The 21,494-nt window shown below is 63.3% G+C and carries 30 protein-coding genes; 24 read left to right on the plus strand and 6 right to left on the minus strand.

Features of this window, described 5'->3' with window-relative positions; translation table 11 throughout:
• Positions 1–114 precede the first annotated feature (114 nt).
• The 9 genes from U6115_RS14815 to U6115_RS14855 are packed head-to-tail and all read left to right on the plus strand — an operon-like array spanning position 115 to position 6,487.
• Entirely contained in the window at positions 115–711 is a 597-nt protein-coding gene (locus tag U6115_RS14815; protein WP_043579975.1) for a hypothetical protein, read from the plus strand.
• Positions 704–922, plus strand: coding sequence for a TraR/DksA C4-type zinc finger protein (locus tag U6115_RS14820; protein WP_043579974.1), 219 nt, complete (start codon positions 704–706; stop codon positions 920–922). Before U6115_RS14815 ends, U6115_RS14820 begins: the two co-directional genes overlap by 8 nt.
• On the plus strand, positions 919–1,260 hold the full coding sequence (locus U6115_RS14825) for a hypothetical protein (RefSeq protein ID WP_043579971.1): 342 nt from the start codon (positions 919–921) through the stop codon (positions 1,258–1,260). Before U6115_RS14820 ends, U6115_RS14825 begins: the two co-directional genes overlap by 4 nt.
• Positions 1,257–1,568: a hypothetical protein gene (locus U6115_RS14830; RefSeq protein ID WP_043579969.1), complete on the plus strand. Its 312-nt coding sequence runs from the start codon at positions 1,257–1,259 to the stop codon at positions 1,566–1,568. The genes U6115_RS14825 and U6115_RS14830 overlap by 4 nt, the downstream gene beginning before the upstream one ends.
• Before the next feature lies 1 nt (position 1,569).
• On the plus strand, positions 1,570–2,139 hold the full coding sequence (locus U6115_RS14835) for a DUF3486 family protein (RefSeq protein ID WP_043579967.1): 570 nt from the start codon (positions 1,570–1,572) through the stop codon (positions 2,137–2,139).
• Complete coding sequence (locus U6115_RS14840; protein ID WP_309137398.1) at positions 2,136–3,740, plus strand: hypothetical protein; 1,605 nt, start codon at positions 2,136–2,138, stop codon at positions 3,738–3,740. Before U6115_RS14835 ends, U6115_RS14840 begins: the two co-directional genes overlap by 4 nt.
• Positions 3,737–5,203: a DUF935 domain-containing protein gene (locus tag U6115_RS14845; protein ID WP_043579965.1), complete on the plus strand. Its 1,467-nt coding sequence runs from the start codon at positions 3,737–3,739 to the stop codon at positions 5,201–5,203. Before U6115_RS14840 ends, U6115_RS14845 begins: the two co-directional genes overlap by 4 nt.
• Positions 5,196–6,032 carry a phage head morphogenesis protein gene (locus tag U6115_RS14850; RefSeq protein ID WP_043579963.1) on the plus strand — a complete coding sequence of 279 codons (837 nt, stop codon included), beginning with the start codon at positions 5,196–5,198 and terminating at the stop codon, positions 6,030–6,032. Before U6115_RS14845 ends, U6115_RS14850 begins: the two co-directional genes overlap by 8 nt.
• Entirely contained in the window at positions 6,029–6,487 is a 459-nt protein-coding gene (locus U6115_RS14855; protein ID WP_043579961.1) for a phage virion morphogenesis protein, read from the plus strand. Before U6115_RS14850 ends, U6115_RS14855 begins: the two co-directional genes overlap by 4 nt.
• A gap of 351 nt (positions 6,488–6,838) precedes the next feature.
• On the opposite strand, the gene U6115_RS14860 is transcribed toward U6115_RS14855, so the two are convergent.
• The gene (locus U6115_RS14860; protein ID WP_059184255.1) at positions 6,839–7,249 is read right to left on the minus strand and encodes a hypothetical protein; all 411 of its coding nucleotides are present in this window, start codon (positions 7,247–7,249) and stop codon (positions 6,839–6,841) included.
• Between the two features lie 129 nt (positions 7,250–7,378).
• Here U6115_RS14860 and U6115_RS14865 point away from each other — a divergent pair, with 129 nt between their 5' ends.
• From U6115_RS14865 to U6115_RS14905, 9 genes are read left to right on the plus strand one after another with little or no spacing between them, the layout of a single operon-like run.
• Positions 7,379–8,488, plus strand: coding sequence for a hypothetical protein (locus U6115_RS14865; protein WP_043580195.1), 1,110 nt, complete (start codon positions 7,379–7,381; stop codon positions 8,486–8,488).
• A 12-nt stretch (positions 8,489–8,500) separates the two neighbouring features.
• Positions 8,501–9,427, plus strand: coding sequence for a major capsid protein (locus tag U6115_RS14870; protein WP_043579959.1), 927 nt, complete (start codon positions 8,501–8,503; stop codon positions 9,425–9,427).
• Between the two features lie 10 nt (positions 9,428–9,437).
• Positions 9,438–9,665 carry a hypothetical protein gene (locus tag U6115_RS14875; RefSeq protein ID WP_043579958.1) on the plus strand — a complete coding sequence of 76 codons (228 nt, stop codon included), beginning with the start codon at positions 9,438–9,440 and terminating at the stop codon, positions 9,663–9,665.
• Entirely contained in the window at positions 9,662–9,994 is a 333-nt protein-coding gene (locus U6115_RS14880) for a capsid cement protein (protein ID WP_043579956.1), read from the plus strand. The genes U6115_RS14875 and U6115_RS14880 overlap by 4 nt, the downstream gene beginning before the upstream one ends.
• A gap of 2 nt (positions 9,995–9,996) precedes the next feature.
• Entirely contained in the window at positions 9,997–10,446 is a 450-nt protein-coding gene (locus U6115_RS14885; RefSeq protein WP_043579954.1) for a gp436 family protein, read from the plus strand.
• Positions 10,446–10,910, plus strand: coding sequence for a Gp37 family protein (locus tag U6115_RS14890; RefSeq protein WP_043579952.1), 465 nt, complete (start codon positions 10,446–10,448; stop codon positions 10,908–10,910). Before U6115_RS14885 ends, U6115_RS14890 begins: the two co-directional genes overlap by 1 nt.
• Positions 10,907–11,215 (plus strand): hypothetical protein, encoded by a 309-nt coding sequence (locus U6115_RS14895; protein WP_230623439.1) that lies wholly within the window; start codon positions 10,907–10,909, stop codon positions 11,213–11,215. Before U6115_RS14890 ends, U6115_RS14895 begins: the two co-directional genes overlap by 4 nt.
• A gap of 2 nt (positions 11,216–11,217) precedes the next feature.
• Positions 11,218–12,648: a phage tail sheath subtilisin-like domain-containing protein gene (locus U6115_RS14900; protein WP_043579950.1), complete on the plus strand. Its 1,431-nt coding sequence runs from the start codon at positions 11,218–11,220 to the stop codon at positions 12,646–12,648.
• A 2-nt stretch (positions 12,649–12,650) separates the two neighbouring features.
• On the plus strand, positions 12,651–13,175 hold the full coding sequence (locus U6115_RS14905; RefSeq protein ID WP_043579948.1) for a phage major tail tube protein: 525 nt from the start codon (positions 12,651–12,653) through the stop codon (positions 13,173–13,175).
• Between the two features lie 41 nt (positions 13,176–13,216).
• Here the strand turns inward: U6115_RS14905 and U6115_RS14910 are convergent, their stop codons facing one another.
• From U6115_RS14910 to U6115_RS14920, 3 genes are read right to left on the minus strand one after another with little or no spacing between them, the layout of a single operon-like run.
• On the minus strand, positions 13,217–13,507 hold the full coding sequence (locus U6115_RS14910) for a hypothetical protein (protein ID WP_043579946.1): 291 nt from the start codon (positions 13,505–13,507) through the stop codon (positions 13,217–13,219).
• A 2-nt stretch (positions 13,508–13,509) separates the two neighbouring features.
• The gene (locus tag U6115_RS14915; protein WP_197465941.1) at positions 13,510–14,142 is read right to left on the minus strand and encodes a hypothetical protein; all 633 of its coding nucleotides are present in this window, start codon (positions 14,140–14,142) and stop codon (positions 13,510–13,512) included.
• Positions 14,069–14,674: a PAAR domain-containing protein gene (locus U6115_RS14920; protein ID WP_080770327.1), complete on the minus strand. Its 606-nt coding sequence runs from the start codon at positions 14,672–14,674 to the stop codon at positions 14,069–14,071. The genes U6115_RS14915 and U6115_RS14920 overlap by 74 nt, the downstream gene beginning before the upstream one ends.
• A 161-nt stretch (positions 14,675–14,835) precedes the next feature.
• Here U6115_RS14920 and U6115_RS14925 point away from each other — a divergent pair, with 161 nt between their 5' ends.
• On the plus strand, positions 14,836–15,105 hold the full coding sequence (locus U6115_RS14925; RefSeq protein ID WP_043580187.1) for a phage tail assembly protein: 270 nt from the start codon (positions 14,836–14,838) through the stop codon (positions 15,103–15,105).
• 95 nt (positions 15,106–15,200) lie between these two features.
• Here U6115_RS14925 and U6115_RS14930 read toward each other — a convergent pair whose 3' ends face one another.
• Complete coding sequence (locus U6115_RS14930) at positions 15,201–15,452, minus strand: hypothetical protein (RefSeq protein ID WP_043579942.1); 252 nt, start codon at positions 15,450–15,452, stop codon at positions 15,201–15,203.
• 29 nt (positions 15,453–15,481) lie between these two features.
• On the opposite strand from U6115_RS14930, the gene U6115_RS14935 reads away from it, so the two are divergent.
• From U6115_RS14935 to U6115_RS14955, 5 genes are read left to right on the plus strand one after another with little or no spacing between them, the layout of a single operon-like run.
• Positions 15,482–18,154 carry a phage tail tape measure protein gene (locus tag U6115_RS14935; protein ID WP_043579940.1) on the plus strand — a complete coding sequence of 891 codons (2,673 nt, stop codon included), beginning with the start codon at positions 15,482–15,484 and terminating at the stop codon, positions 18,152–18,154.
• On the plus strand, positions 18,154–19,047 hold the full coding sequence (locus U6115_RS14940) for a phage tail protein (RefSeq protein WP_043579938.1): 894 nt from the start codon (positions 18,154–18,156) through the stop codon (positions 19,045–19,047). Before U6115_RS14935 ends, U6115_RS14940 begins: the two co-directional genes overlap by 1 nt.
• Entirely contained in the window at positions 19,047–19,253 is a 207-nt protein-coding gene (locus U6115_RS14945) for a tail protein X (protein WP_043579936.1), read from the plus strand. Before U6115_RS14940 ends, U6115_RS14945 begins: the two co-directional genes overlap by 1 nt.
• Positions 19,241–20,413, plus strand: coding sequence for a phage late control D family protein (locus U6115_RS14950; protein ID WP_043579934.1), 1,173 nt, complete (start codon positions 19,241–19,243; stop codon positions 20,411–20,413). Before U6115_RS14945 ends, U6115_RS14950 begins: the two co-directional genes overlap by 13 nt.
• A complete protein-coding gene (locus tag U6115_RS14955; RefSeq protein WP_043579932.1) occupies positions 20,410–21,018 on the plus strand; it encodes a phage baseplate assembly protein V in 609 nt (202 codons plus the stop codon). The genes U6115_RS14950 and U6115_RS14955 overlap by 4 nt, the downstream gene beginning before the upstream one ends.
• Here the strand turns inward: U6115_RS14955 and U6115_RS14960 are convergent.
• A complete protein-coding gene (locus U6115_RS14960) occupies positions 21,015–21,392 on the minus strand; it encodes a DUF4145 domain-containing protein (protein ID WP_181243208.1) in 378 nt (125 codons plus the stop codon). The two genes, U6115_RS14955 and U6115_RS14960, sit on opposite strands and share 4 nt — an antisense overlap.
• Between the last annotated feature and the right edge of the window lie 102 nt (positions 21,393–21,494).

Raw genomic sequence — 21,494 nt, forward strand, 5'->3', positions numbered from 1 at the left:
AAACAGCGCCATGCGGGAACCGACCCGGCTATCCCACCCCTCGCCACGGAAAGACCGGCGCAGCGGCCATCCAGCGCGCCGCCCGTCGCGCCCGCAATCGTCGGAGGTGCTGCCATGTTTAGCGTCACCAACCCTTTGCTTCCCACCGCGCTAAGCGCGGCATTGTGCAGCGTTGCCCTGGGGTGTGCGGGATATGGCTGCTACGGTCTTGGCCAGGGCCAAACCACCCGCGTTTACGAGGCCAAGATGGCCAAGCAAGAGGCCGCGCACGCTGCCGAGCTGTTGCAGAAGGCAGAGAAACAAAACCAGGCGCTGGCGGCGGCCAATGCAGAGCAGACGCGGTTGACCGACTTGGCACACAAGGTGGGCTGGCAGTTGTTGCAAACCCAGGGCCAACTGGCGCGCAGCCAGGCCCAACTTCGCGAAAGGATCGCAGATGCGACTCGCAATGATGGCCAGGCTTGGACTGGTCTTGGCCCTGACAGCCTGCGGCTCTACCGCGCCTCCCTCGGCTATTCCGAACGTGATCCGGGCCTGCCCGCAGCCGACGCCGGAAATGCTGGTGAAGCCGACCAAGCCGGCGCCGCCGCGCGCGGGTTACCGCCCGCAGACCTACTGAATCACGCCGCCGACTACGGCCGCTGGTGCCAGGAGCTGGAAACCCGCCTGGATGGCTTCATCCGGCTGCACCAGGAGGCCGACCATGGATGAGTTTGACCGCGCCCAGGAACTGGAGGCGCTCCACCTGGCGGCATCGCTGGCGGCCCAGGCCGCCGCCAGCCGGCCGCTGGGCGCCAGCCTGGCGCAATGCGATGACTGTGGCGAGGCTATCCCGGAAGCCCGCCGCCAGGCAGCGCCAGGCTGCACCCGCTGCATGGACTGCCAGGCCCGCGCGGAACAACGAAAACGGGGTGGCCTATGACCATCCAGATGGAGCTGGGCATGGTGGTAACGCTAATCCTGGCCTTCCTGGGCTTTCTGTTTGGCGCCGGCAAGATGTTGCTGGCGCAGATCGACCAGCGGCAGAGCGAGCGCGACGCCAAGCAAGAGGCGCAGATCGCCGCGCTGCTGGCCCAGATCGCCAAGGAGGCGGAGAGCGTGCATCGCCTGGAGCGAGACTTTCTGAAGTTCCAGGCAGACCTGCCGCTGTCCTATGTCCGCCGCGAAGACTATGTCCGCAACCAAACCGTGATTGAGGCCAAGTTGGATGCCGTGGCGCTCAAGATCGAGAACATCCAACTGAAAGGTGCTCAACGATGATCGACCAGGCCAAGGTGCGCCGGGAAAGCCTGCGCTGGTATCTGCTGCTGGCGCTGAACAATGCTCGCCCCGAGGAGGTGTGCGAGGACGTGATCCAGATGACCATGCGTGCCATCTACCCGGATGTGACGCCGCTGGAAGTCCGCAAGGAGCTGGACTACCTGGCAGACCGCGCGCTGGTGAAGCTGCGCAAGGAGCCCTCCGGCCGCTGGTGGGGCGACCTGACCCGCTACGGCGTCGACATTGCCGAGTACACCATAGACTGCGCGCCGGGCATCGCCCGTCCGGCGCAGTACTGGAGCCAGTGACATGGCCCGTCGCAACAGCGTAGAACAGCTGCCGACAGCCGTGCGCGACTGGTTGGACAAGGCCTTGATGGACGGCAACTTCAGCGGCTACCAGCTGCTGGAGGGGGCATTGCGCGACAAGGGCTTCGCCATCAGCAAATCGGCCATCCACCGCTACGGCCAGAAGATCGAGCGCCGCTTCGCCGCCATCAAGGCCAGCACCGAGGCCGCCCGCCTGCTGACCGAAGGCGCGGCGGACGACCAGGACGCCCGCTCCGAGGCTGTGATCGCCCTGGTGCAAACCGAGATGTTCGAGTCCATCGTCAGCCTGCAGGAAGCCAACGAGGAAGAAACCAAGCCGGAAGACCGCATCGCGCTGCTGTCCAAGGCCGCCAAGAACATCGCCACGCTCGCCCGCGCCAGCGTCAACCAGAAGAAATTCCGCCTGGACGAGCAGGCCCGCATCGAGCGCGAAGCCCGCGCCAAGCTGCTGGCCGAGCAGGAGGAGAAACTGGAGGAATTGCGCGGCGCCGATGGCATGAGCGAGCAGATGGAGGCCCGCATCCGCCGCATTCTGCTGGGTAAAGAATGATGGCGCAGACACCGCTCAAGCCGTTGGGCACGCCGCGCAAGATCGACCTGGCCGAAGAGCTGGAGCTGGCCGGCGTGGTGGTGCCGCAGGATGTGGCCGATGCTATCCCGGCCGAACAGCCGGTGTTTCTGCCGTACCAGCAGCGCTGGTTTGAAGACGAAGCCCAGATCATGTTCGCGGAGAAGAGCCGCCGTACCGGCTTGACCTGGGCCGAGGCCGGCCGCAACGTGGTCAAGGCTGCCCGGCCACGCCGTCGCCAGGGCTGCAATACCTTCTACGTGGGCAGCAAGAAGGAAATGGCACTGGAGTACATCGCCGCCTGCGCGCTGTTCGCCAAGGCCTTCAACGAGCTGGCCCAGGCCGATGTCTACGAGCAAAGCTTCTGGGACGAAGGCAAGCAGGAGGAAATCCTCGCGTATATGATCCGCTTCCCCAAGAGCGGCTTCAAAATCCAGGCGCTGTCCAGCCGGCCGTCTAATCTGCGCGGCTTGCAGGGCGACGTGGTCATCGACGAAGCGGCCTTCCATGACTCGCTGGAAGAGCTGCTGAAAGCCGCGCTGGCGCTGACCATGTGGGGCAACAAGGTGCGGCTGATCAGCACCCACAACGGCGTCGAAAATCTGTTCAACCAGTACATCCAGGAAGCGCGCGAAGGCCGCAAGGACTACAGCATCCACCGCATCACTCTGGATGACGCCATCGCCGATGGCTTGTACCAGCGCATCTGCTATGTCACCGGCCAGACCTGGTCGCCGGAGGCGGAAAAGAAATGGCGCGACGACCTGTACCGCAACGCGCCGAATACCGAATCGGCCGACGAAGAGTACGGCTGCATCCCCAAGCACAGCGGCGGCGCCTGGCTATCCAGAGCGCTGATTGAATCCCGCATGTCGGCGGACACGCCGGTACTGCGCTATGCCTGCCCGAATGGTTTCGAACTGCTGTCCGATCACGTCCGCCATGCCGAGTGCAGCGACTGGCTGGAGGCCAATCTGGCGCCGTTGCTGGCTGCTCTGCCCGCCGATGCCATCAGCTTCAATGGCGAGGACTTCGGCCGCACGGGCGACTTGTCCGTGCATGTGCCGCTGATCCAGCAGCAAAACCTAGTGCGGCGGGTGCCGTTCATCCTGGAGCTGCGCAATGTGCCGTTCCGCCAGCAAGAACAGATTGCCTTCTACCTGCTGGACCGCCTGCCGCGCTTCATGGGCGGCGCCTTCGACGCCCGCGGCAACGGCCATTCCTTGGCCGAGTTCGCCATGCAGCGCTACGGCGCCAGCCGCATCCAGCAGGTGATGTTGACCGAGAGTTGGTATCGCGAGCACATGCCGCCGCTGAAGGCGGCGCTGGAAGACGGCGACTTGGTGGACTTGCCCAAGGACGCCGACATCCTGGCCGACCTGCGCGCTGTCCAGGTGGTCAAGGGCGTGCCGCGCATCCCGGATGCGCGCACCACTGGTGAAGACAAGGGCAAGCGCCACGGCGACGCCGCGGTGGCCATCGCTTTGGCCTACTACGCCAGCCGCGAACTCAACAAAGGCCCGGTAGCCGTGAAGTCCCGCCGCCGCCGCGCCGCCACCCGCATCACACAGGGGTATGCATGAAAGCAAAGGGCATGTGGGTCAGCCCCACCGAGTTCGTCCAGTTCGGCGAGCCGCGCCAGTCGCTGTCCAGCCAGATCGCCACCCGCTCCAGGAGCATCGACTTCTACGGCCTGGGCATGTATCTGCCCAATCCGGACCCGGTGCTGAAAGCGTTGGGCAAGGACATCAAGGTCTACCGCGAGCTGCGCGCCGACGCCCATGTGGGCGGCTGCATCCGGCGCCGCAAGGCGGCGGTAAAGGCACTGGAATGGGGACTGGATCGCGACCAGGCCAACAGCCGGGTGGCCAAGTCGATGACGTCCATCTTCAACGACCTCAACCTGTCACGGATCATCGGCGAGATGCTGGACGCCATGCTTTACGGCTACCAGCCGATGGAGATCATGTGGGGCAAGGTGGGCAGCTACCTGGTGCCGGTGGACATCGTGGGCAAGCCGGCCGACTGGTTTGTCTTTGACGAAGACAACCAGCTGCGCCTGCGCACCAAGCAAGCCCCGCTGAAGGGCGAGGAGCTGCCCGAGCGCAAGTTCCTGGTGCCGCGCCAGGATGCCAGCTACGACAACCCCTACGGCTTCGCCGATCTGTCCATGTGCTTCTGGCCTACCACCTTCAAGAAGGGCGGCCTCAAGTTTTGGGTGCAGTTCACCGAGAAGTACGGTTCGCCCTGGTTGGTCGGCAAGCACCCGCGCTCGGCCAGTACCCAGGAAACCGATCTATTGTTGGACAGCCTGGAAGCCATGGTGCAGGACGCGGTGGCAGTCGTCCCGGATGACTCCTCCGTGGAGATCAAGGAGGCCGCCAACGGCGCCAACAATGCCGACGTCTACGAGCGGCTGCTGCACTTCTGCCGCTCCGAGGTCTCCATCGCGCTGCTGGGCCAAAACCAGACCACCGAGGCCAGCGCCAACCGCGCCTCGGCCCAGGCCGGGCTGGAGGTAACGCGCGACATACGCGACGGCGACAAAGAGGTGATCGAGGAAGCGTTGAACCAACTGGTGCGCTGGGTTTGCGAGCTGAACTTCAACGGCGGCGACCGCCCGCGTTTCGAGATGTGGGAGCAGGAGCAGGTGGACGAAGTCCAGGCCGGCCGCGACGAGAAGCTGACCCGCGCCGGCGCCCAGCTCACCCCGGCCTATTTCAAGCGCGCCTACAACCTGCAGGACGGCGACTTGGCAGAAACCGCCAAACCCGAGACCAGCGCCGAGTTTGCCGAAGCCGATGAAGAAGCGCCGGACCAGGACGCGCTGGACGCGGCGCTGGATGCGCTGCCGGCCGCCGAGCTGCAGGCGGACGCCGCCGCCATGCTGCAACCGCTGTTCGACCGCATCCAGGCTGGCGCACAGCCGGATGAGCTGTTGGGCAGCCTGGCCGAGCTATACCCGGACATGGACGCCAGCGGCCTGCAGGAGCGCCTGGCGCGCGCCATCTTCACCGCCAAAGTCTGGGGGAGGCTGCATGGCTGACGTCGACCTCGCGTACTGCATGAAGCTGCCCCCGGAGAAGGCCATCCAGTACCTGAAGAACAAGGGCTACGCCATTACCTGGGACTGGGAGGAGCTGTGGCAGGACGCCCAAGCCCAGGCGTTCACGGTGGCCAAGGTGACGCGGCTGGACATCCTGCAGGACATTCGCGACGCCGTGGAGAAGGCGCTGGCCGAGGGAAAGACCTTTGCCTGGTTCAAGAAAGAGCTGACGCCGGTCCTCAAGGCCAAGGGCTGGTGGGGCAAACAGGAAGTGCTGGACGAAGACACTGGCGAAGTGCGCGAGGTGCAGCTGGGCAGCCCCAGGCGGCTGGAGACCATCTACCGCACCAACCTGCAGACCGCTTACATGGCCGGCCGTTGGCAGACCCAGATGGAGAACGTGGACGACCGGCCGTTCTGGATGTATGTCGCCATCCGGGACAGCAAGACCCGCCCCAGCCATCGCGCCCTGCACGGCAAGGTGTTTCGCTACGACGACCCGTTCTGGCAGTCCTATTACACGCCGAACGGCTGGGGCTGCCGCTGCCGCATTGTCGCGCTGTCGGCCGACGATTTGGCCGCACGCGGCATCCAGGTTGAGTCCTCGGCTGGCCGGCTGGGCACCGCGCTGCGCACCGTATCCGAGCGAACCGGCGAACAACGAGAGGTGGCGACCTTCCGTACCATTGACCCGGTGACCCGGCGCGAGGTCAGCGTCTCGCCGGACGTGGGCTGGAGCTACAACCCCGGCGCGGCCGGCTGGACGCCGGACCTGGCGCGCTATACCGGTGACCTGGCCAAGCTGGCCAGCAAGGAGCTAAGAGCATGAGCGACTTCGTCAGCATCACCATCCAGGACGACCAGGTGCAACGCGCGCTGCGCCGGCTGGAGTCGTCGGTGGCCGACATGACGCCGGCCATGCGCGCCATCGCCGCCTCGCTGGCGTTCATCACCGAGGAAAACTTCGAGGCCGAAGGCCGGCCGAGCTGGACGCCCAGCCAGCGCGCCACCAACGACGGCGGCGTCACGCTGCAGCACCGCGGCCAACTGGCGGCCTCGGTGGTGACCGCCTACGATGCGCGCTCGTCGCAGATCGGCAGCAACCTGGACTATGCCCGCATTCACCAGCTGGGCGGCCAAGCCGGCCGCAACGAGGCGGTGGAGCTGGAGCCGCGGCCGTATCTGCCGATGACCGAAGACGGCGAGCTGCAGCCGGAGGCTGGCGAGGCGGTCATCGGCGCCGTGATGCGCCACCTGCAGCACGCCGCGGGCACTGGCATGTGATGGTTCTTACACGCATCTGTTGTGCATCTCCCTATACGAGGTCATGGGGCATCCCGCCCTGACTCGCAAATAGGAGATGCGCATGAAGTGCGTAGTAGCAGTAACTGGCGGTGTGGTGGTGTTGGCTGCGTTGACTAGGTGGCGCTGGCTCTGGATGTTGGCAGTGGTTCTGTGGTTCGGGTTGCTGGCGATGGTACCAGACTAAGCCAAACCGCCCCTGCTCTGTAGAAGCCGCAGGGGCGGTTTGGTTGAAAGCAAATGAGTAACGTATCCTGTGCGACTTCAAGGAGGCTATCTAAAGCTTTATAAAGGCTTTAGGTGCTAGTTGATGAGCAGAGCTCCCCTCGCACTTCATACCAACCGGCCAAGAATCAGGGTCAGCACCCGCCACACGATAAAGCAGATACCTCCGATAATGAAAAGGCGGAACTGCCTTCGCTCACCAGTCTTTGCTCCCTTGGAACTCTGATCGAACAGTATCCGGTTCGCTACTTTATCAAGGGGTTCCTGAACATCCAATAAGGCCATATTGTGCCAAAGCGCATTTCGTTCGTTTGTAATCCAGTAACAACCATAGTAAAAACTAAGCCCCCACATAACAATGGCCGCCCCAAGCACTAGCAAAGGCCATGTTAGCGGCACCCCCACGGACTTTTCGGTTGCATATGCGATACAAGCTCCTGCTGCGGCCAGCAAAAAATAGCAATACTTATCATTTGCTGCAATGTGTTGTTGATGGAGCTGCTTTTTTATTTCACTCATCTCTTACATCTCCTGAGTCATCTCGATATCCCTAGCTATTAAGCAGCTAGGCTCCCTACGGCACAAGCTCAGCATAACTTTAAAGCTGATTAAAAGTCTCGCCTGCTGACACCGTTCACCATGAACGGCATGAACGCGACCCAACCCCTGCACATATTCAAGTCCGGCCGCCAGACAGCGATGTCTGGCGACGTGCTGGACTTCTCCGAGTCCGATCTCGCGGCCTGTGCCCGCGCCTACGATCCGGCACTGCATGAGGCGCCTATCGTCATCGGCCATCCCAAACACGACGCGCCGGCCTATGGCTGGGTGAAGTCTCTTGCCGCCAGCGGCATCGATCTTCTGGCCGATCCGCACCAGGTGGACCCGGCTTTCGCCGAACTGGTGGCAACCGGACGCCACAAGAAAATCTCCGCCTCCTTCTACCGTCCCGACTCGCCGAACAACCCGGTGCCCGGCGTCTATTACCTGCGCCATGTCGGCTTCCTGGGCGCGCAGCCGCCTGCCGTGAAGGGGCTGCGTCCGGTGGAATTTGGCGAGGCCGACGACGACGTAGTCGAGTTTGGCGACTGGGGCGACGTCCAGAACGCCAGCCTCTGGCGCCGCATGCGCGAGTGGCTGATCAGCCAATTCGACCTGGACACTGCCGATAAAGTCATCCCCGACTATGCCGTGGCCAACCTGGAAGACGACGCCCGCCAGGATGATTCCTCTTCTTCCTTTGCCGATCCATCCCAACCCAAGGAGACCCCTGAAGTGACCCCTGAACAGCAAGCCGCCCTGGAGGCGGAAAACGCCAGGCTGAAGCAGCAACTGGCGACGGCCGCGGCCGAGAAGAAGGCCACGGCCGCCGCCGCGCGCCACGGAGAACATCTGGCCTATGCCGAGCAATTGATCGGCGAAGGCAAGCTGGCGCCCAAGCACAAGGACGCCGTGGTGGCTTTCCTGGACTTTGCGGACGGCGAAACCTCCGTCGAGTTTGGCGAGGGCGACGCCAAGCAAGCGCTGGCCAGCGCCTTCAAAGGCTTCCTGGGCGACATGCCGAAGGTGATCGACTTCGGCGAGTCCGCCACCAAGGACAAGGCCAACCAGTGGGAGCAGGATGGCTCGCTGGAATTTGGCGAGCGCGCCGATCCGGAGCGGCTGCAGCTGCACAACCGCGCCACCGCTCTGGCCGCCGAGAAGGGCGTCCCCTACGAGCAGGCCGTGCGCCAACTGCTGAAATCCCGTCCCAACTGATAAGGAGCCGCCATGAGCGACCGTTTGAAGAACCTCCGGGTGGTCGACCCGGTACTGACCAGCCTGGCGCGCGGCTATCGCAACGCGCAGTACATCGGCGAGAACCTGTTTCCGATTGCGCCAATGGACAAGGAGGCCGGCATCATCCCGCTGTTCGGCAAAGAAGCCTTCATGCTGTGGGAAACCGAGCGCGCCATCCGTGGCAAGACCAACGTGATGATCGCCGACGACCCGAACACCCTGGACGTGGTGCTGCGCGAGCATGACCTGTCCTATCCGGTGGACCATCGAGAGCAAGCCGAATCGATGTTTAACGAAGAGGCCAAGGCCGCCAAACGGGTCAAGGACGCTATCGACCTGCGGCGCGAAGTAGCCGCCGCCATCCTGGCGCAAAACCCCAAGACCTATCTGCCCGGCGCCAAGGTGGCGCTATCCGGCTCCAGCAAGTGGGCAAATGGTGGCGGCGATCCGATCAAGGATGTGGAGGACGGCAAAGAGGTGGTGCGCCAGCGCACCGGCATGCGACCCAACACCGCCGTCATTGGCGCATCCGCCTACGCCACGCTGAAGTTCCACCCCAAGCTGGCCACTGCTCTGGGCTCCCAGGAACGCAAGCTGATCACGCTGGAGCATTTGAAGGCGCTGTGGGGTGTCGAAGACATCTTCATCGGCGAAGCGCTGGCATCGGACGGCCGCGGCGCCACCGGCGATATCTGGGGCGACAACGTGGTGCTGGCCTACGTGGCCAAGCCCGCAGCCGGTACCGATGGCGATGCCGACATCCCATCCTTCGGCTACACCCTGCGCAAGCGCAACATGCCGGAAACCGACAAGTACGACGGCGAAGGCGGCAAGGTGCGTTACGTGCGGCACACCGACATTTACAAGCTGGTGGTGGTCGGCGCCGATGCCGGCTATCTGATCGCCGACGTGGCGTGACGGGGGATATATGCCGAGCTATCGCATCCAAGGCATCTCGCTGCAGCACGACGGAGAACTGTTGGCGGAAGGCGAAACCATCGAGTTGGACGAGCCACAATCGTCTCCCTGGCTGGTGGAGGTGAAAACCACCCCGGCCAGCAAGCAGAAAGCCGACAGCAAAACCAACACCGAGAACGAAGACACGCCGCCTGCAGGCGACACCGCCAAAACAGGCAAGGAAGGAGAAGGCAAATGAAAGGACAAAACGTCGTTTTGACCCTGTCGGTGCTGGCCGTGACTGACCTGCAGGCTCGCCGCTTTGTCGGCCTGGATGGCAAGACCTGCGGCGACGGCGCCAAGGCGCTCGGCGTGGTGGAGGTGGACACCGAGGCCGACAACATGGCGCCGGCTAACGCGCTGGGCGCCATCCTGGTGGAAGCCGGCGGTGCCATCGCAGCCGGCGCTGACGTGCAGTCGAACGCTGCCGGCCAGGCCGTGGCCAAAGCGGCCGGCTTGTCCAACGGCATTGCCCTGGACGCGGCCACCGCGACCGGCGACGTGATCCGCATCCTGCGGGGCATCTGACCATGCGCTATTGCACCCTGGCCGACCTGCAGCTGGCCATCCCCCAGGCCACGCTGGTTCAGCTCACCAACGACGCCCCCGCCGATTACAGCGTGGCGCCGGAGCCGAACCTGGCAGTGGTGGAGGAAGCGGTGCGCCAGGCCGAGGAGCTGGTGGACGCGCATCTGCGGGGCCGCTACGTGCTGCCGCTGGCCACGGTGCCGTCGGTGATCAAGGACAACACCGTCAACCTGGCGCGGCATTGGCTGTATGCGCGGCGGCCGGAGGGTAACGAGCTGCCGGACGCCGTCACCCGCACCTACAAGGCGGCGCTGCAGATCCTGGAATCCATCCGCGACGGCAAGCTGACCATCGGCTTGCCCACCGGAGAAGCCGCGCCGGAGCCGGGCGAGGTGAAGGTCCGGGCGCGGCGCCAGTTGTTCAGCGCCACCCTGCTGGAGCGTTACCGCTGATGGCCGCCACAGTCGAGATCATCGACGCCATGGTGGCGCGGCTGGCGGCCAGGCTGCCCGGCCTGCTGGTCGAGTATTTCCCGGAGCGTCCGGCCGAGTATCGGCTCAACCACCCGGCCGGCGCGCTGCTGATCAGCTACCTGAGCAGCCAGTTCGCCGCGCCGGTGGATGCCGGCGTCGTGGCACAGCCGCGCACGCTCAAGTTGTCGGTGACGGTGGTGCTGCGGCAGTTGAACGGCCGAACTGGCGCGGTGGCGGTGCTGGACGACGTCCGCCGCGCGCTGGTGGGTTACCAGCTGCCGGATTGCCGCAAGCTGCAGGCCGCGGGCGAGCGCTTCCTGGGGCAATCCGCCGGCCTGTGGCAATACGCCGCCGACTTCACCGCGCTGGCGATGCAGGTGGAGGAAGACCAAGCCGACGCCGACCCGCGAATCACCCAAGTCAACCACGAGGAACAACCATGAAAACGAGCAACGCGAGTTTCACCGAGACGCCGACGACGAATGTCGTCATGCCGGCGACAGCTGGCACTGCGCCCAGCGCAGTGCGGCTTGGCCAATACCTGTATTCCGGTCCCGTGAGCGGGGTCACCCTGGCCGATGGCCAGGAAATCATGCTGTTCCCCGGCAAAGAAGTCGAGCTGCCGGCCGAACACGAATACACCCAGACGCTGCTGGCGCTGCAGTACCTTGCTCCGGCCCAGGAGCCGGCCAAGGCCAAGGCCGCCCGAATCACCAGCGATGACGCGTCGACCGAGAAAGGAGCCTGACCATGGCGGCGAACTACCTGCATGGCGTTGAAACGATTGAAGTGGAGCGCGGCCCGCGCCCGGTGCGCACCGTCAAGTCGGCGGTGATCGGCCTGATCGGCACCGCGCCGGCCGGCGCGGTCAACGTGGCCACGCTGGCCCTGTCGGAGAAGGACGCGGCGGCCTTTGGCCCGCAGTTGGCCGGCTTCACCATCCCGCAGGCGCTGGACGCGATTTACGACCACGGCGCCGGCACCGTCATCGTGATCAACGTGCTGGACCCGGCGCTGCACAAGAGTCAGGCCAAGGACGAAGCGGTGACGCTGGACCCGGCCAGCGGCCGCGGCAGGCTGGCGCACGGCGCCATCAGCGGGCTGGTGCTGAAAAGCGCCGATGGCGGCACGGTGTACACCGAAGGCACCGACTACACCGTCGACACCCTGACCGGCGCAGTGACCCGGCTGGCGGCTGGCCGGATCGCAGCGGGCGCCACGCTCAAGGCGGGCTACGACTATGCCGATCCGGGCAAGGTCACTGCCGCCGACATCATCGGCGCCGTCAACGCGGCCGGCGTGCGCACCGGGCTGAAGGCGCTGAAGGACACCTACAACCTGTTCGGTTTCTTCGCCAAGCTGCTGATCGCGCCGGGCTTCTGCACCCAGAACTCGGTGGCGGCCGAACTGATCGCCATGGCTGACCAGCTGGACGCGGTGGCCTACGTCGACGCGCCCATCGGCACCACCTTCGCCCAGGCGCTGGCCGGCCGCGGGCCGGTTGGCGCCATCAACTTCAATACCTCCAGCGACCGCGTCCGCCTGTGCTACCCGCATGTGAAGGTGTACGACTCGGCAAGCAATGCCGAGCGCCTGGAGCCGCTGTCGGCCCGCGCCGCCGGCCTGCGCGCCAAGGTGGACAACGACAAGGGCTTCTGGTGGTCCAGTTCCAACCAGGAGCTGGCCAGCGTGATCGGCGTGGAGCGCCAGCTGTCGGCCATGATCGACGACCCGAACTGCGAGGTGAACCTGCTCAACGAGCAAGGCATCACCACAGTGTTCAGCAGCTATGGCTCAGGCTACCGGTTGTGGGGCAACCGTACCGCGGCCTGGCCGACCATCAGCCACATGCGCAACTTCGAGAACGTGCGCCGTACCGGCGACGTGATCAACGAGTCCATCCGCTACTTCAGCCAGCAATACATCGACAAGCCGCTGAACCAGGCCATCATCGACGCGCTGGTGGAGTCGGTGAACGGCTACGGCCGCAAACTGATCGGCGACGGCGCCTTGCTGGGCTTCAAGGCCTGGTTCGACCCGGCCCGCAACCCGACCACCGAGCTGTCCGCCGGCCATCTGTTGATCCACTACAAGTACACGGTGCCGCCGCCGTTGGAGCGCCTGACCTTTGAAACCGAGATCACCTCGGAATACCTGCTCAGCCTGAAGGGAGGGAACTGACCATGGCCGGCAAGATTGAAATCAACCGCATCACCAACGCCAACATCTACATCAACGGCAACTCGCTGCTGGGCCGCGCCGAGGAAGTCAAACTGCCGGATGTGTCCGCCATCATGCAGGAGCACAAAGCGCTGGGCATGGTCGGCAAGATCGAGCTGCCGGCCGGCTTCGACAAGCTGGAGGGCGAGATCAAGTGGAACTCGCTGTACAAGGACGTGGCCAAGATCATCGCCAATCCGTTCCAGGCGGTGCAGCTGCAGGCCCGCTCCAGCATCGAAACTTACGGCGCCCAGGGACGCATGCAACAGGTGAGCCTGGTCACCTTCCTGACCGTGATGTTCAAGAAGAACCCGCTCGGCACCTTCAAGCAGCATGAGAACGCGGAATTCTCTTCCGCCTTTTCCGCCACCTATATCAAGCAGGTGGTGGACGGCGAAGAGATGCTGGAGCTGGACTATATGGCCAATATCTTCCGCGTCGGCGGCGAGGACATGCTGTCCATCTACCGCAGCAACATCGGCGGCTGACCGTCCCACCCAAGAAAAAGGCCCGCAATTGCGGGCCTTTTTCAGTCTTCCAGTTCGTCGCGGTAATCGTCCAGGATGGTCTGAACCTCTTTATCCGTCTTGTACTTGGCATCGACTTTTTTGAATTGGCGCTTGGCAACATCACAGTAGCGATTCGCCTTATTCACCAGCTGTTTCTGTTCCTTGGCCGAACCAGGCCCGCCAATCTCGCCCAGGAAGTGCTCGCACAGGTCGGCGGCATCAACGAATTTCTTCACGTCGGGATTGGTGGCGTTGCCAGCAGCTGCAGGGAGCGAGACCAAGCAGGCCAGCGCGATGAGTGTGTATTTCATTCTTATCTTCCGTCTGTTGACCAATGGGGCTTGTCCTTCGCCCCTTTCCAGAATTTGATCACCCCGTAGGACTCACCGACGGTCTTCAGCTCGGTATTCATCCCGGTGCGGGGTTCGGTTTTGATCACCACACTGTTGCCGTCGGCATCGTCAATCGTCAAGTTTCCCGACCAGGTGATGGTCATGTCGATGGCCTTGCGTTCAGTGTGGCGGCTCTTCAGCGCGGGTCGTGTCCCCAGTGTCGACGTCGAGTAGCCGGCGCACATGGCACGTGCCGCCGCGATGGACTTTTCATCGTCGCCATGATCCCAGTTGATGTTCACGCCAGGGAAGGTTGCGGCCTTGTCCGGTTTGACCTTCTTGTTCTTGATCTCCCAGCTGGTGCGAATCAAGAACGCGCGTTCAATCGGACGGAACGTTGCGGCAATCGATACCCGCGCACCCGCGGCTTTTAATGCGGCAATGAACGCGGTGACGTTGGCACCGAAATCGGGTTCGAGATCGCTGAGTTTCGCGCTGCCTGGGTAACGGGATACCCATTGCGCCCCGGACAGCTCCGGCTCAGCAATCTTCAAGACCGCAGGCGCAGCATCCGTCGTCGGCGTCAGAGTCTTCTGTGTGGTGTTCGTGCTCATGATATGGGGCAGTAATAGTGGCAATTGCAGGGTGTGCGGCAGAAATCTTCTGAGTGAAACCGTTTTCGTCAGTTCGGCCGATGATCTCGGTGCCATCCTCCAGGGATAGCTTATAGGGGATATTGGCGAGCGGTTTCCCGGTCTGGTCTCCCTGGATCAGGAAGTGCATATCGAACATGGCAGCAACTGCAGCGGCGGCGGCTGTTGCTGCAGCAACGCCTGCGGCAACCGTTGAGTTAGTGCCTGCGCTGGCTCCCGCGCTGGACTCGTAGCTGCGGCCCACCTCTCCCATGGTGGAAATCAAGGTCGCGCCACAGCTGACTTTGTGGCCCTCCAGCGCCACGCCTTTGCCGCCGACTGTCCAAGACGGGTCGCCCTCGACGATCACGCAATTGACGTGGCCATTTTGTGGACAGCTGACTGAGTCGCCGACCAAGGCGACCTGCTTGCCAAACATGGAGGTTGTAGCTGAGGCGCTTACAACTTTGCCGCCATGGCTTGTGGGGTCGCCGATTCGGATAACTCGTTTCATTACTTCAGCGTTTGGCAAAGGGCGGAAAGTACCACGATACCTTGACCTTTTCGACTGACCAAACGTGCAAACCCTTCTTTAAAGCCCTTTAACGGCGTTCCTGGCCACCGCCGGCGACAATCCTTTCGTGGTTCCCAATCAATCAACCGGAAGGATGCTCCATGGACAAGGTCACTTTGCAGTACCCGTTCACCAACGCCGCAGGCCAGCGTATCGAAGCGCTGGAGATCAAGCGCCTAAAGCGCGCGGACCTGAAAGCCGCCAGCCGTCACAGCCAGGACGACGCCGACCAGGAAGACTTCCTGTTCGCACGCATGACCGGCCTGACGCTGGAAGACATCGACCAGCTGGACATCGCAGACAGCAAGGCGCTGTCGGATTGTTTTCGCCAAATGGTGGGCATCGGAGAGCAGCCTGCAGCCGCTGGATGAAGTGCTGTTGATTGCGTTACGGATGCCGCCCTCTGAAATCGACGGGCTGGAGATGGTGGATTACTGGTGGTGGGTGGAGGCGGCCGAGCGGGAACTCAAGCGCCGGAGTGCGTAAGGCCGCGATACACGGCCAGCACGGCCGCCACCAACACGCCGGCCACGAAGGATGCGGCGGCCGCCAAGGGCGCGCCAGCCGCCGCCGCAAGCGGCAATGCGATGGCGAACAGGATGGCCGCGGCCCACAGCGGCAGGTTCGCAAAGCAGACCCAAGCCAGCCAGATGGCTCCGCTGCAGATGGCCAGCCAGTAAATGGCCTTGGCGGTAGTGAGGGCGGTTTTTTCAAACATGTTCACAGCATAGCAAAAGGTCGCATGGCATGGCCAACGAACTGCTGATCGGGGTAAAAATCGGCGCGGCGCTGTCTGGCTCTTTCCAGTCTGCGTTTGCCTCTGCACGCAACACTGCTGCGCGCCTGGGCCAGGTCGCAGACGAGTTGCGGCTCAAACACAACCGGCTCGGCGATGCGATGGCGCAGGCGATGTCCCACCCCACGCGTAATGTCGCGGAGCTGAAGCGGCAATACGACCGTCTGGGCCAGACGCTGGATCAGCTACGCAGCAAGCAGGAGCGCCTGACAGCCAGCCTAGCTCGTGGCGAAACACTCAAAGCAAACCGTTCTGAATTGCGTGGCCAGGCGATGGAGACCGTAGGAACGGCGGTGGCCTTGATGGCGCCAGTGGTGAAGTCGGGCAATGTGGCGATTGATTTTCAGGACCAACTGCGAGACGTTGCCATCACCGGCGAATTCTCAAAAGCCGAGGAGGCCAAACTTGGCTCGACCATCCGTGATGCGGCACTCAAATGGAACCAATTCCAGGATGAAATTGCGCGCGGCACCTCGGTATTGGTAGCCGGCGGTATTCAAGATGCAAAGGCACTGGAGAAGTACGCTCCGGTAATGGCCAAGGCGGCCACTGCGACCCGCGCCAGCATGGACGACTTGGGCAGCGTGGCCATCGCGCTGAAGGACAACCTCAAGGTGGGCGAAGACGGCTTCGAAGGCGCGCTCAATATGCTCGCCTATGCGGGCAAGCGGGGCCAGTTTGAAATCCGCGACATGGCCAAGTGGTTGCCGGCGCTGTCGCCGTCGTTCCAAGCGCTCGGCGTCACTGGCAAGGAGGCCGTGGCCGAGATCGGCGCCGCGTTGCAGATCGCCCGAAAAGGCGCCGGCTCAAACGATGAAGCCGCCAACAACTTCAAGAATTTCCTGCAGAAGATCACAGCCCCGGACACGCTAAAAGACTTTGCCAATGCGGGCATCGATCTGAAAGCCAGCATGATGAATTTGCGCGCGCAAGGGTTGTCGCCTGTGCAGTCCATGTTGGCCATCATTACTCAATACATGCAATCCAAGGGGCCGGCTGCTGCTGGCCAGTTTAAACAGGCGATGGCCATCAAGGATGACAAAGAGCGTGCGACGGCGCTGCAACGCCTTTCTGAAGCTTACAAGCTCGGCGAGTTGTTTCAGGATATGCAGGCGATGTCGTTTATTCGGCCTGCTATCGCCAACCAGGAGGAAATGAAGGACATCCAGCAAGGCAGCATGGGCGCCGCTGACAAGGGCTTGCTGGACAAGGACTGGAAGAAGCGGATGGATACCGCCAAGTCCCAGATCGACAAGTTCAAGATTGGCATAACCGAGCTGGGGCTGACGATAGGCAACACCCTGTTGCCTCCCATTTCTGAAACGATTGTCGAAATCATGCCGGCGGTGAAGGCATTTGGGGAATGGGCGAAAGCCCATCCTGGGATCATTAAGGGCGTGATCGGTCTGGTAGGCGGCCTCCTCGCCGGCAAGATGGCTTTCATCGGCATCAAGTACGGCCTCAACCTGGTGTTGTCGCCGTTCAGCGCACTGACAACGGCCATCACGGCAGTATCCGGCAAGTGGACGCTGCTGCGGGCGTTATGGCAAGCGGGACGCTTTGCGTCGATGGTGTCGGGAATCCGACGCATTGGCGGCAGCGTCGTCGCGATTGGGCGCATCCTGCTTCCGTTTGGCCGTGGATTCGCAATGGCTTTTGGCTCGCCATTGATGCTGGCCGCGCGAGGCGTGCTGGCGCTGGGCCGCGCACTGGGGGGCGGCCTGCTGGGCGGCATCCGCCTGGCCATTCAGGCCGTGATGTGGCTGGGCCGGGCTGCGATGATGAACCCGATAGGCCTGGCGGTGATGGCCATTGCCGGCGCCGCCTACCTGATCTATCGCTACTGGGAGCCGATCAAGGCTTTCTTCGGCAAGGTGTGGACGGCGGTAGACAGCGTATTCAAGCGCTACCCCATCCTGAACTACATCTTCCCCATCATCGGCATCCCGCGGTTGATCATCGCCAACTGGGGCCGCATCAAGACCTTCTTCAGCGGGCTGTGGCAAGGCGTCAAGCAAGGCATGGCCAGCGCCTGGAGCTGGATGAAGGCCAAGGTGGCCGGCTGGATCGTGTACTGGCTGCCGGTCATCCGCTTTGCCGGCGAGCTGCCTGGCAAGTTCCTGCAGGCGGGCAAAGACCTGGTGATGGGATTGGTCAATGGCATCAAGTCCAGGCTCGGCGCGGCCAAGGATGCCATCGTCGGACTGGGATCGAATATCAAAGGCTGGTTCGCCAACACTCTCGGCATCAAATCGCCGTCACGGGTGTTCATGGGCTTCGGCGACAACATCGCCCAGGGCGCGGCTATCGGCATAGACCGCAGCGCCGTGCATGCCACGCGCGCGACCGGCGCCATGGCCCGCGCCGCCACCAACGCATGGGGCAAACCAAAGCTGCGCGCGCAGGTTGCGGCGGATGGGCTGCAGCGCCTGCAAGCGGTCGGCAAAGGCGCGCCTGCAGGCGGCGGAATGGTGATCCATTTCAGCCCGGTCATCAATGTGCCGGCGGGCTCTGGGGAAGCGGTCAAAAGCGCCGTCCAGTCCGGATTGCAGATGTCGATGCATGAGCTGGAGCAAATGATGCGGCGGCTTCTGCAACAGCAGCAACGGAGGGCCTTCAACTAATGTTTGCGCTCCTGGGCGAGGTCCAGTTCGACCTCATTACCTATTTCGACGGCTTCGAGTCGCAGTTCGGCGCCGACTATGCCGAGCATGCGCTGATCGAAGGCAAGCCGCGGCTGCAGTGGGTGGCGGACAAGCTGGATGAAATCCGCATCCAGCTGTCGTTCCACAGCCAGTTCTGCGACCCGGAGCGCGAGCTGCTGAAGCTGCGCCAGGCGCTGGCGGACCACCAAGCGATGGCGCTGGTGCTGGGCAACGGCGATTACAAGGGCTGGTTTGTCCTGACTGATCTGCAGGCCACCAGCAAGCAGACCGATGCGGCCGGCACCCTGATCGCGCTGGAAGCCAACATCACGCTGCGCGAGTACGTGGGCGACAAGAAAAAGCCGCGGCCGCCCGCCGTGCAGCCGGCCCAGCCTCCGGCCGCAGCCGTCGCCGCCCCGGCCAGCCAGGCCGCGAGCCAGCTGAAGGCGGCCACCGATTCGGTGCAGGACAATGTCCGCCAGGCGGTGGCCTATGCCAACCAGGGGCAAGCGGCGATCCGGGTGGCGCGCGACGCCACACAGTTGGCCAGGCAGATGAGCGGCAATCCGCAAGCGGCGCTTGGCCGGGTGCCGGGCCTGCTGGCCGATGCCCAGGACGCCGCGAAGCCGCTGGAGCAACTGGCCGAGCTGAGCAGCAAGCTGCCTGACGCTGCCGAGATCGCTCGGGCCGGCAGCCATGCCCTGGCCGCAGTGCGCAACGCGCAGACCACGCTGGGCTCGGTCAGCGCAGGCAATCTGGGCGGCCAGCTCGACGTCTGCGCTGGCTATCTGGGCGCCGCCGGCAGCGCGCTGGATGCGGCTTCGCCCGCCATCAGCAAACTGGCCGCCAAGGTCATCACGAGGGCTGTCTGATGTTCTTGAACCACATTACCCTCGAGGGCGAGCGCTGGGATCAGTTGGCCTACCGCTACTACGGCGACGCGCTGGCCTACGAGCAGATCATCGCCGCCAATCCGCACGCGCCGCTGGGCGTGGCGCTGCCGGCGGGTCTGGTGCTGTCGATACCCGTGATTGAACAAGCCGACCTGGCCGAGGAACTGCCGCTATGGATGCGCTGAACACAGTGCCGCACCCGGTGTTTCAGCTGTCCTATGGCCAGCGCAACATCACCAGCGATATCGCGCCTTACGTGCTGTCGGTGACGTATACCGACTATCTGTCCGGCCAGTCCGACGAGTTGGAGGTGACGCTGGAGGACAGCGACGGCCGCTGGATCAACGCCTGGTATCCGCGCCAGGGAGACAAGCTGACGCTGAAGATCGGCTATGCCGGCGAGCGGCCGCTGCCTTGCGGCGAGTTTGAGATCGACGAGGTGGAGTTTGCTTTCCCGCCGTCCACGGTGTCGATCAAGGCGCTGGCGGCCGGCGTGAAGAAGTCGGTGCGCACGCGCGTCGGCCGGGCCTACGAGAACACCACGCTGGCGGCCATCGCCCAGCGCATCGCCAAGCGCAATCACCTGGTGCTGGTCGGCAAAATCCGCGACATCCGCATCGACCGGGTGACGCAGTACCAGGAGCGCGACGTCGCGTTCCTGGTGCGCCTGGCGCGCGAGTTCGGCTACGTGTTCAAGATCACCGGCAGCAAGATGGTGTTCAGCGAGCTGGCCGACCTGCGCGACGGCGCGGCGGCGCTGACGCTGCAGAGAACCGACCTGACCTCGGTTCACCTGCGCGACAAGATCAAGGAGATTTACCAGGAGGCCAAGCTCAAGCGTCATAACCCCAAGACCAAGAAGCTGGTGGTGTACGGGATGAAGGCTGGCCAGGTGGCCGAGGTGGGCCATACCACTCAGCCCGGCAAGAAAAGCAGCCACACGCCTGGCACCAGTGGCGACACCCTGAAAATGGCCGGCCGCGCCACCTCCAGGGCGACAGCCCATGCCAAGGTGAAGGCGGCGATGGACAAGAGCAATCTGGAGCAGACCTCCGGCAACCTGGCGCTGCCAGGCCAGCCGCGCCTGGTGGCGGGCACAACGTTCAACCTGGCGGGCCTGGGCAAGCTGGACGGCCGCTACCTGGTGGAGTCCGCCCGCCACCGCATCGACCGCAGCAACGGCTATACCACCGAGCTGGAAGTGAAGCGCGCCAGCCTGCCGGTGCAGAAAGGCGCCGGCCGCAGCGGCAAGAAAGCCGCCGGCAAAGGGCTGAAGGTCTACGGCATGGAAGACGGCAAGGTGGATGTGGTCGGCACCACGCCGCAGAAAGGCAAGAAGAAGTGAACGAGACCCTGGATGAGTTCGGCGCCACCATCAAGTACGGCACCGTCAGCGCCAGCAAGCCGGGCTTCGCCCGCGTGCGCCTGCCGGACATGGACAATATGCGCACCATGTGGCTCCCCATCGCCTACCCGAAAACCCAGGACGACCAGGCCTGCTGGACCTACGACACAGGCGAGCAGGTAGCGGTGCTGCTGGACGCCCACGGCGAGGATGGCGTGATCCTGGGCGCGATCTACTCCGAAGCCGACCCGCCGCCGACCACCAGCCGCAACAAGTTCATGGTGCGGTTCAAGGATGGCGCGCTGCTGGAGTACGACCGCGCCAGCCACACGCTCACCGTGTCCGGCGTGCAGAAGGTGGTGGTCCAGACAGGCGCGGACATCGTACTGCAGGCCGGTGGCAAAGTGACGGTGGACGCGCCGGATTCCGAGTTTTCCGGCAACGTCCTGGTGAAGGGCAAACTGGTGGGGCAAGGCGGGATGGCGGTGTCTGGCGGGGCCGGTTCGGCAGCGGTGATCAGCGGGAATATGCAGGTGGATGGAAATGTGAACGCCAGCGGCTCCGTGATGGACGCTGGCGGGAACTCAAACCATCATAGCCATTAGGTTTTGGGCTTGTCGCGTGCGGCGATGCCAGCTTTCCGAGAGTCCGGCAGCAGTTCAAAAACTGCATCGATCTCCTTCGGCTCGGTGATCATTTTTTCAACGATTATATTCACCAATTTGAACAGGCTAGTAACAACGTCAGGATTGTCATCAATATCCATGATCCCAGGGTGTACCGCAGCATTGCCAATCACACGTACAGAGTCAAATGCTTTCTGGAGCGCTGCGGGCAAGCCCTTCTGAACCATTAGGCCGATGTTCTTATCGATAGTATTTTCAGGCTCCCCAAACTGTTGAGCGAGCTTTTCGACAAGTAACCGAAGGAGCGCTGCAGCAGCCCGTGGAGACTGAAGGGCAATCTCCCGTGCCTCCATATAGTCTGCTTTACAGTTACCAGGCAAGTCCTCTGATGGCATCGGAACAGAGCTAATACGAGGGAATAACATTTCTCCTTTACGAGGAGCATGTGCCACGTC

The organism is Chromobacterium subtsugae (genome assembly GCF_035919665.1).
GTDB classification, from domain to species: domain Bacteria; phylum Pseudomonadota; class Gammaproteobacteria; order Burkholderiales; family Chromobacteriaceae; genus Chromobacterium; species Chromobacterium subtsugae.

Coding starts and splice junctions, on each gene's coding strand:
- U6115_RS14855 (WP_043579961.1), top strand. CDS start 6,029: ATGAGCGACTTCGTCAGCATCACCATCCAGGACGACCAGGTGCAACGC.
- U6115_RS14825 (WP_043579971.1), top strand. CDS start 919: ATGACCATCCAGATGGAGCTGGGCATGGTGGTAACGCTAATCCTGGCC.
- U6115_RS14935 (WP_043579940.1), top strand. CDS start 15,482: ATGGCCAACGAACTGCTGATCGGGGTAAAAATCGGCGCGGCGCTGTCT.
- U6115_RS14900 (WP_043579950.1), top strand. CDS start 11,218: ATGGCGGCGAACTACCTGCATGGCGTTGAAACGATTGAAGTGGAGCGC.
- U6115_RS14895 (WP_230623439.1), top strand. CDS start 10,907: ATGAAAACGAGCAACGCGAGTTTCACCGAGACGCCGACGACGAATGTC.
- U6115_RS14880 (WP_043579956.1), top strand. CDS start 9,662: ATGAAAGGACAAAACGTCGTTTTGACCCTGTCGGTGCTGGCCGTGACT.
- U6115_RS14945 (WP_043579936.1), top strand. CDS start 19,047: ATGTTCTTGAACCACATTACCCTCGAGGGCGAGCGCTGGGATCAGTTG.
- U6115_RS14815 (WP_043579975.1), top strand. CDS start 115: ATGTTTAGCGTCACCAACCCTTTGCTTCCCACCGCGCTAAGCGCGGCA.
- U6115_RS14890 (WP_043579952.1), top strand. CDS start 10,446: ATGGCCGCCACAGTCGAGATCATCGACGCCATGGTGGCGCGGCTGGCG.
- U6115_RS14940 (WP_043579938.1), top strand. CDS start 18,154: ATGTTTGCGCTCCTGGGCGAGGTCCAGTTCGACCTCATTACCTATTTC.
- U6115_RS14840 (WP_309137398.1), top strand. CDS start 2,136: ATGATGGCGCAGACACCGCTCAAGCCGTTGGGCACGCCGCGCAAGATC.
- U6115_RS14865 (WP_043580195.1), top strand. CDS start 7,379: ATGAACGCGACCCAACCCCTGCACATATTCAAGTCCGGCCGCCAGACA.
- U6115_RS14870 (WP_043579959.1), top strand. CDS start 8,501: ATGAGCGACCGTTTGAAGAACCTCCGGGTGGTCGACCCGGTACTGACC.
- U6115_RS14915 (WP_197465941.1), bottom strand. CDS start 14,142: ATGAGCACGAACACCACACAGAAGACTCTGACGCCGACGACGGATGCT.
- U6115_RS14830 (WP_043579969.1), top strand. CDS start 1,257: ATGATCGACCAGGCCAAGGTGCGCCGGGAAAGCCTGCGCTGGTATCTG.
- U6115_RS14930 (WP_043579942.1), bottom strand. CDS start 15,452: ATGTTTGAAAAAACCGCCCTCACTACCGCCAAGGCCATTTACTGGCTG.
- U6115_RS14860 (WP_059184255.1), bottom strand. CDS start 7,249: ATGAGTGAAATAAAAAAGCAGCTCCATCAACAACACATTGCAGCAAAT.
- U6115_RS14950 (WP_043579934.1), top strand. CDS start 19,241: ATGGATGCGCTGAACACAGTGCCGCACCCGGTGTTTCAGCTGTCCTAT.
- U6115_RS14905 (WP_043579948.1), top strand. CDS start 12,651: ATGGCCGGCAAGATTGAAATCAACCGCATCACCAACGCCAACATCTAC.
- U6115_RS14835 (WP_043579967.1), top strand. CDS start 1,570: ATGGCCCGTCGCAACAGCGTAGAACAGCTGCCGACAGCCGTGCGCGAC.
- U6115_RS14920 (WP_080770327.1), bottom strand. CDS start 14,674: ATGAAACGAGTTATCCGAATCGGCGACCCCACAAGCCATGGCGGCAAA.
- U6115_RS14845 (WP_043579965.1), top strand. CDS start 3,737: ATGAAAGCAAAGGGCATGTGGGTCAGCCCCACCGAGTTCGTCCAGTTC.
- U6115_RS14850 (WP_043579963.1), top strand. CDS start 5,196: ATGGCTGACGTCGACCTCGCGTACTGCATGAAGCTGCCCCCGGAGAAG.
- U6115_RS14925 (WP_043580187.1), top strand. CDS start 14,836: ATGGACAAGGTCACTTTGCAGTACCCGTTCACCAACGCCGCAGGCCAG.
- U6115_RS14875 (WP_043579958.1), top strand. CDS start 9,438: ATGCCGAGCTATCGCATCCAAGGCATCTCGCTGCAGCACGACGGAGAA.
- U6115_RS14820 (WP_043579974.1), top strand. CDS start 704: ATGGATGAGTTTGACCGCGCCCAGGAACTGGAGGCGCTCCACCTGGCG.
- U6115_RS14910 (WP_043579946.1), bottom strand. CDS start 13,507: ATGAAATACACACTCATCGCGCTGGCCTGCTTGGTCTCGCTCCCTGCA.
- U6115_RS14960 (WP_181243208.1), bottom strand. CDS start 21,392: ATGGAGGCACGGGAGATTGCCCTTCAGTCTCCACGGGCTGCTGCAGCG.
- U6115_RS14885 (WP_043579954.1), top strand. CDS start 9,997: ATGCGCTATTGCACCCTGGCCGACCTGCAGCTGGCCATCCCCCAGGCC.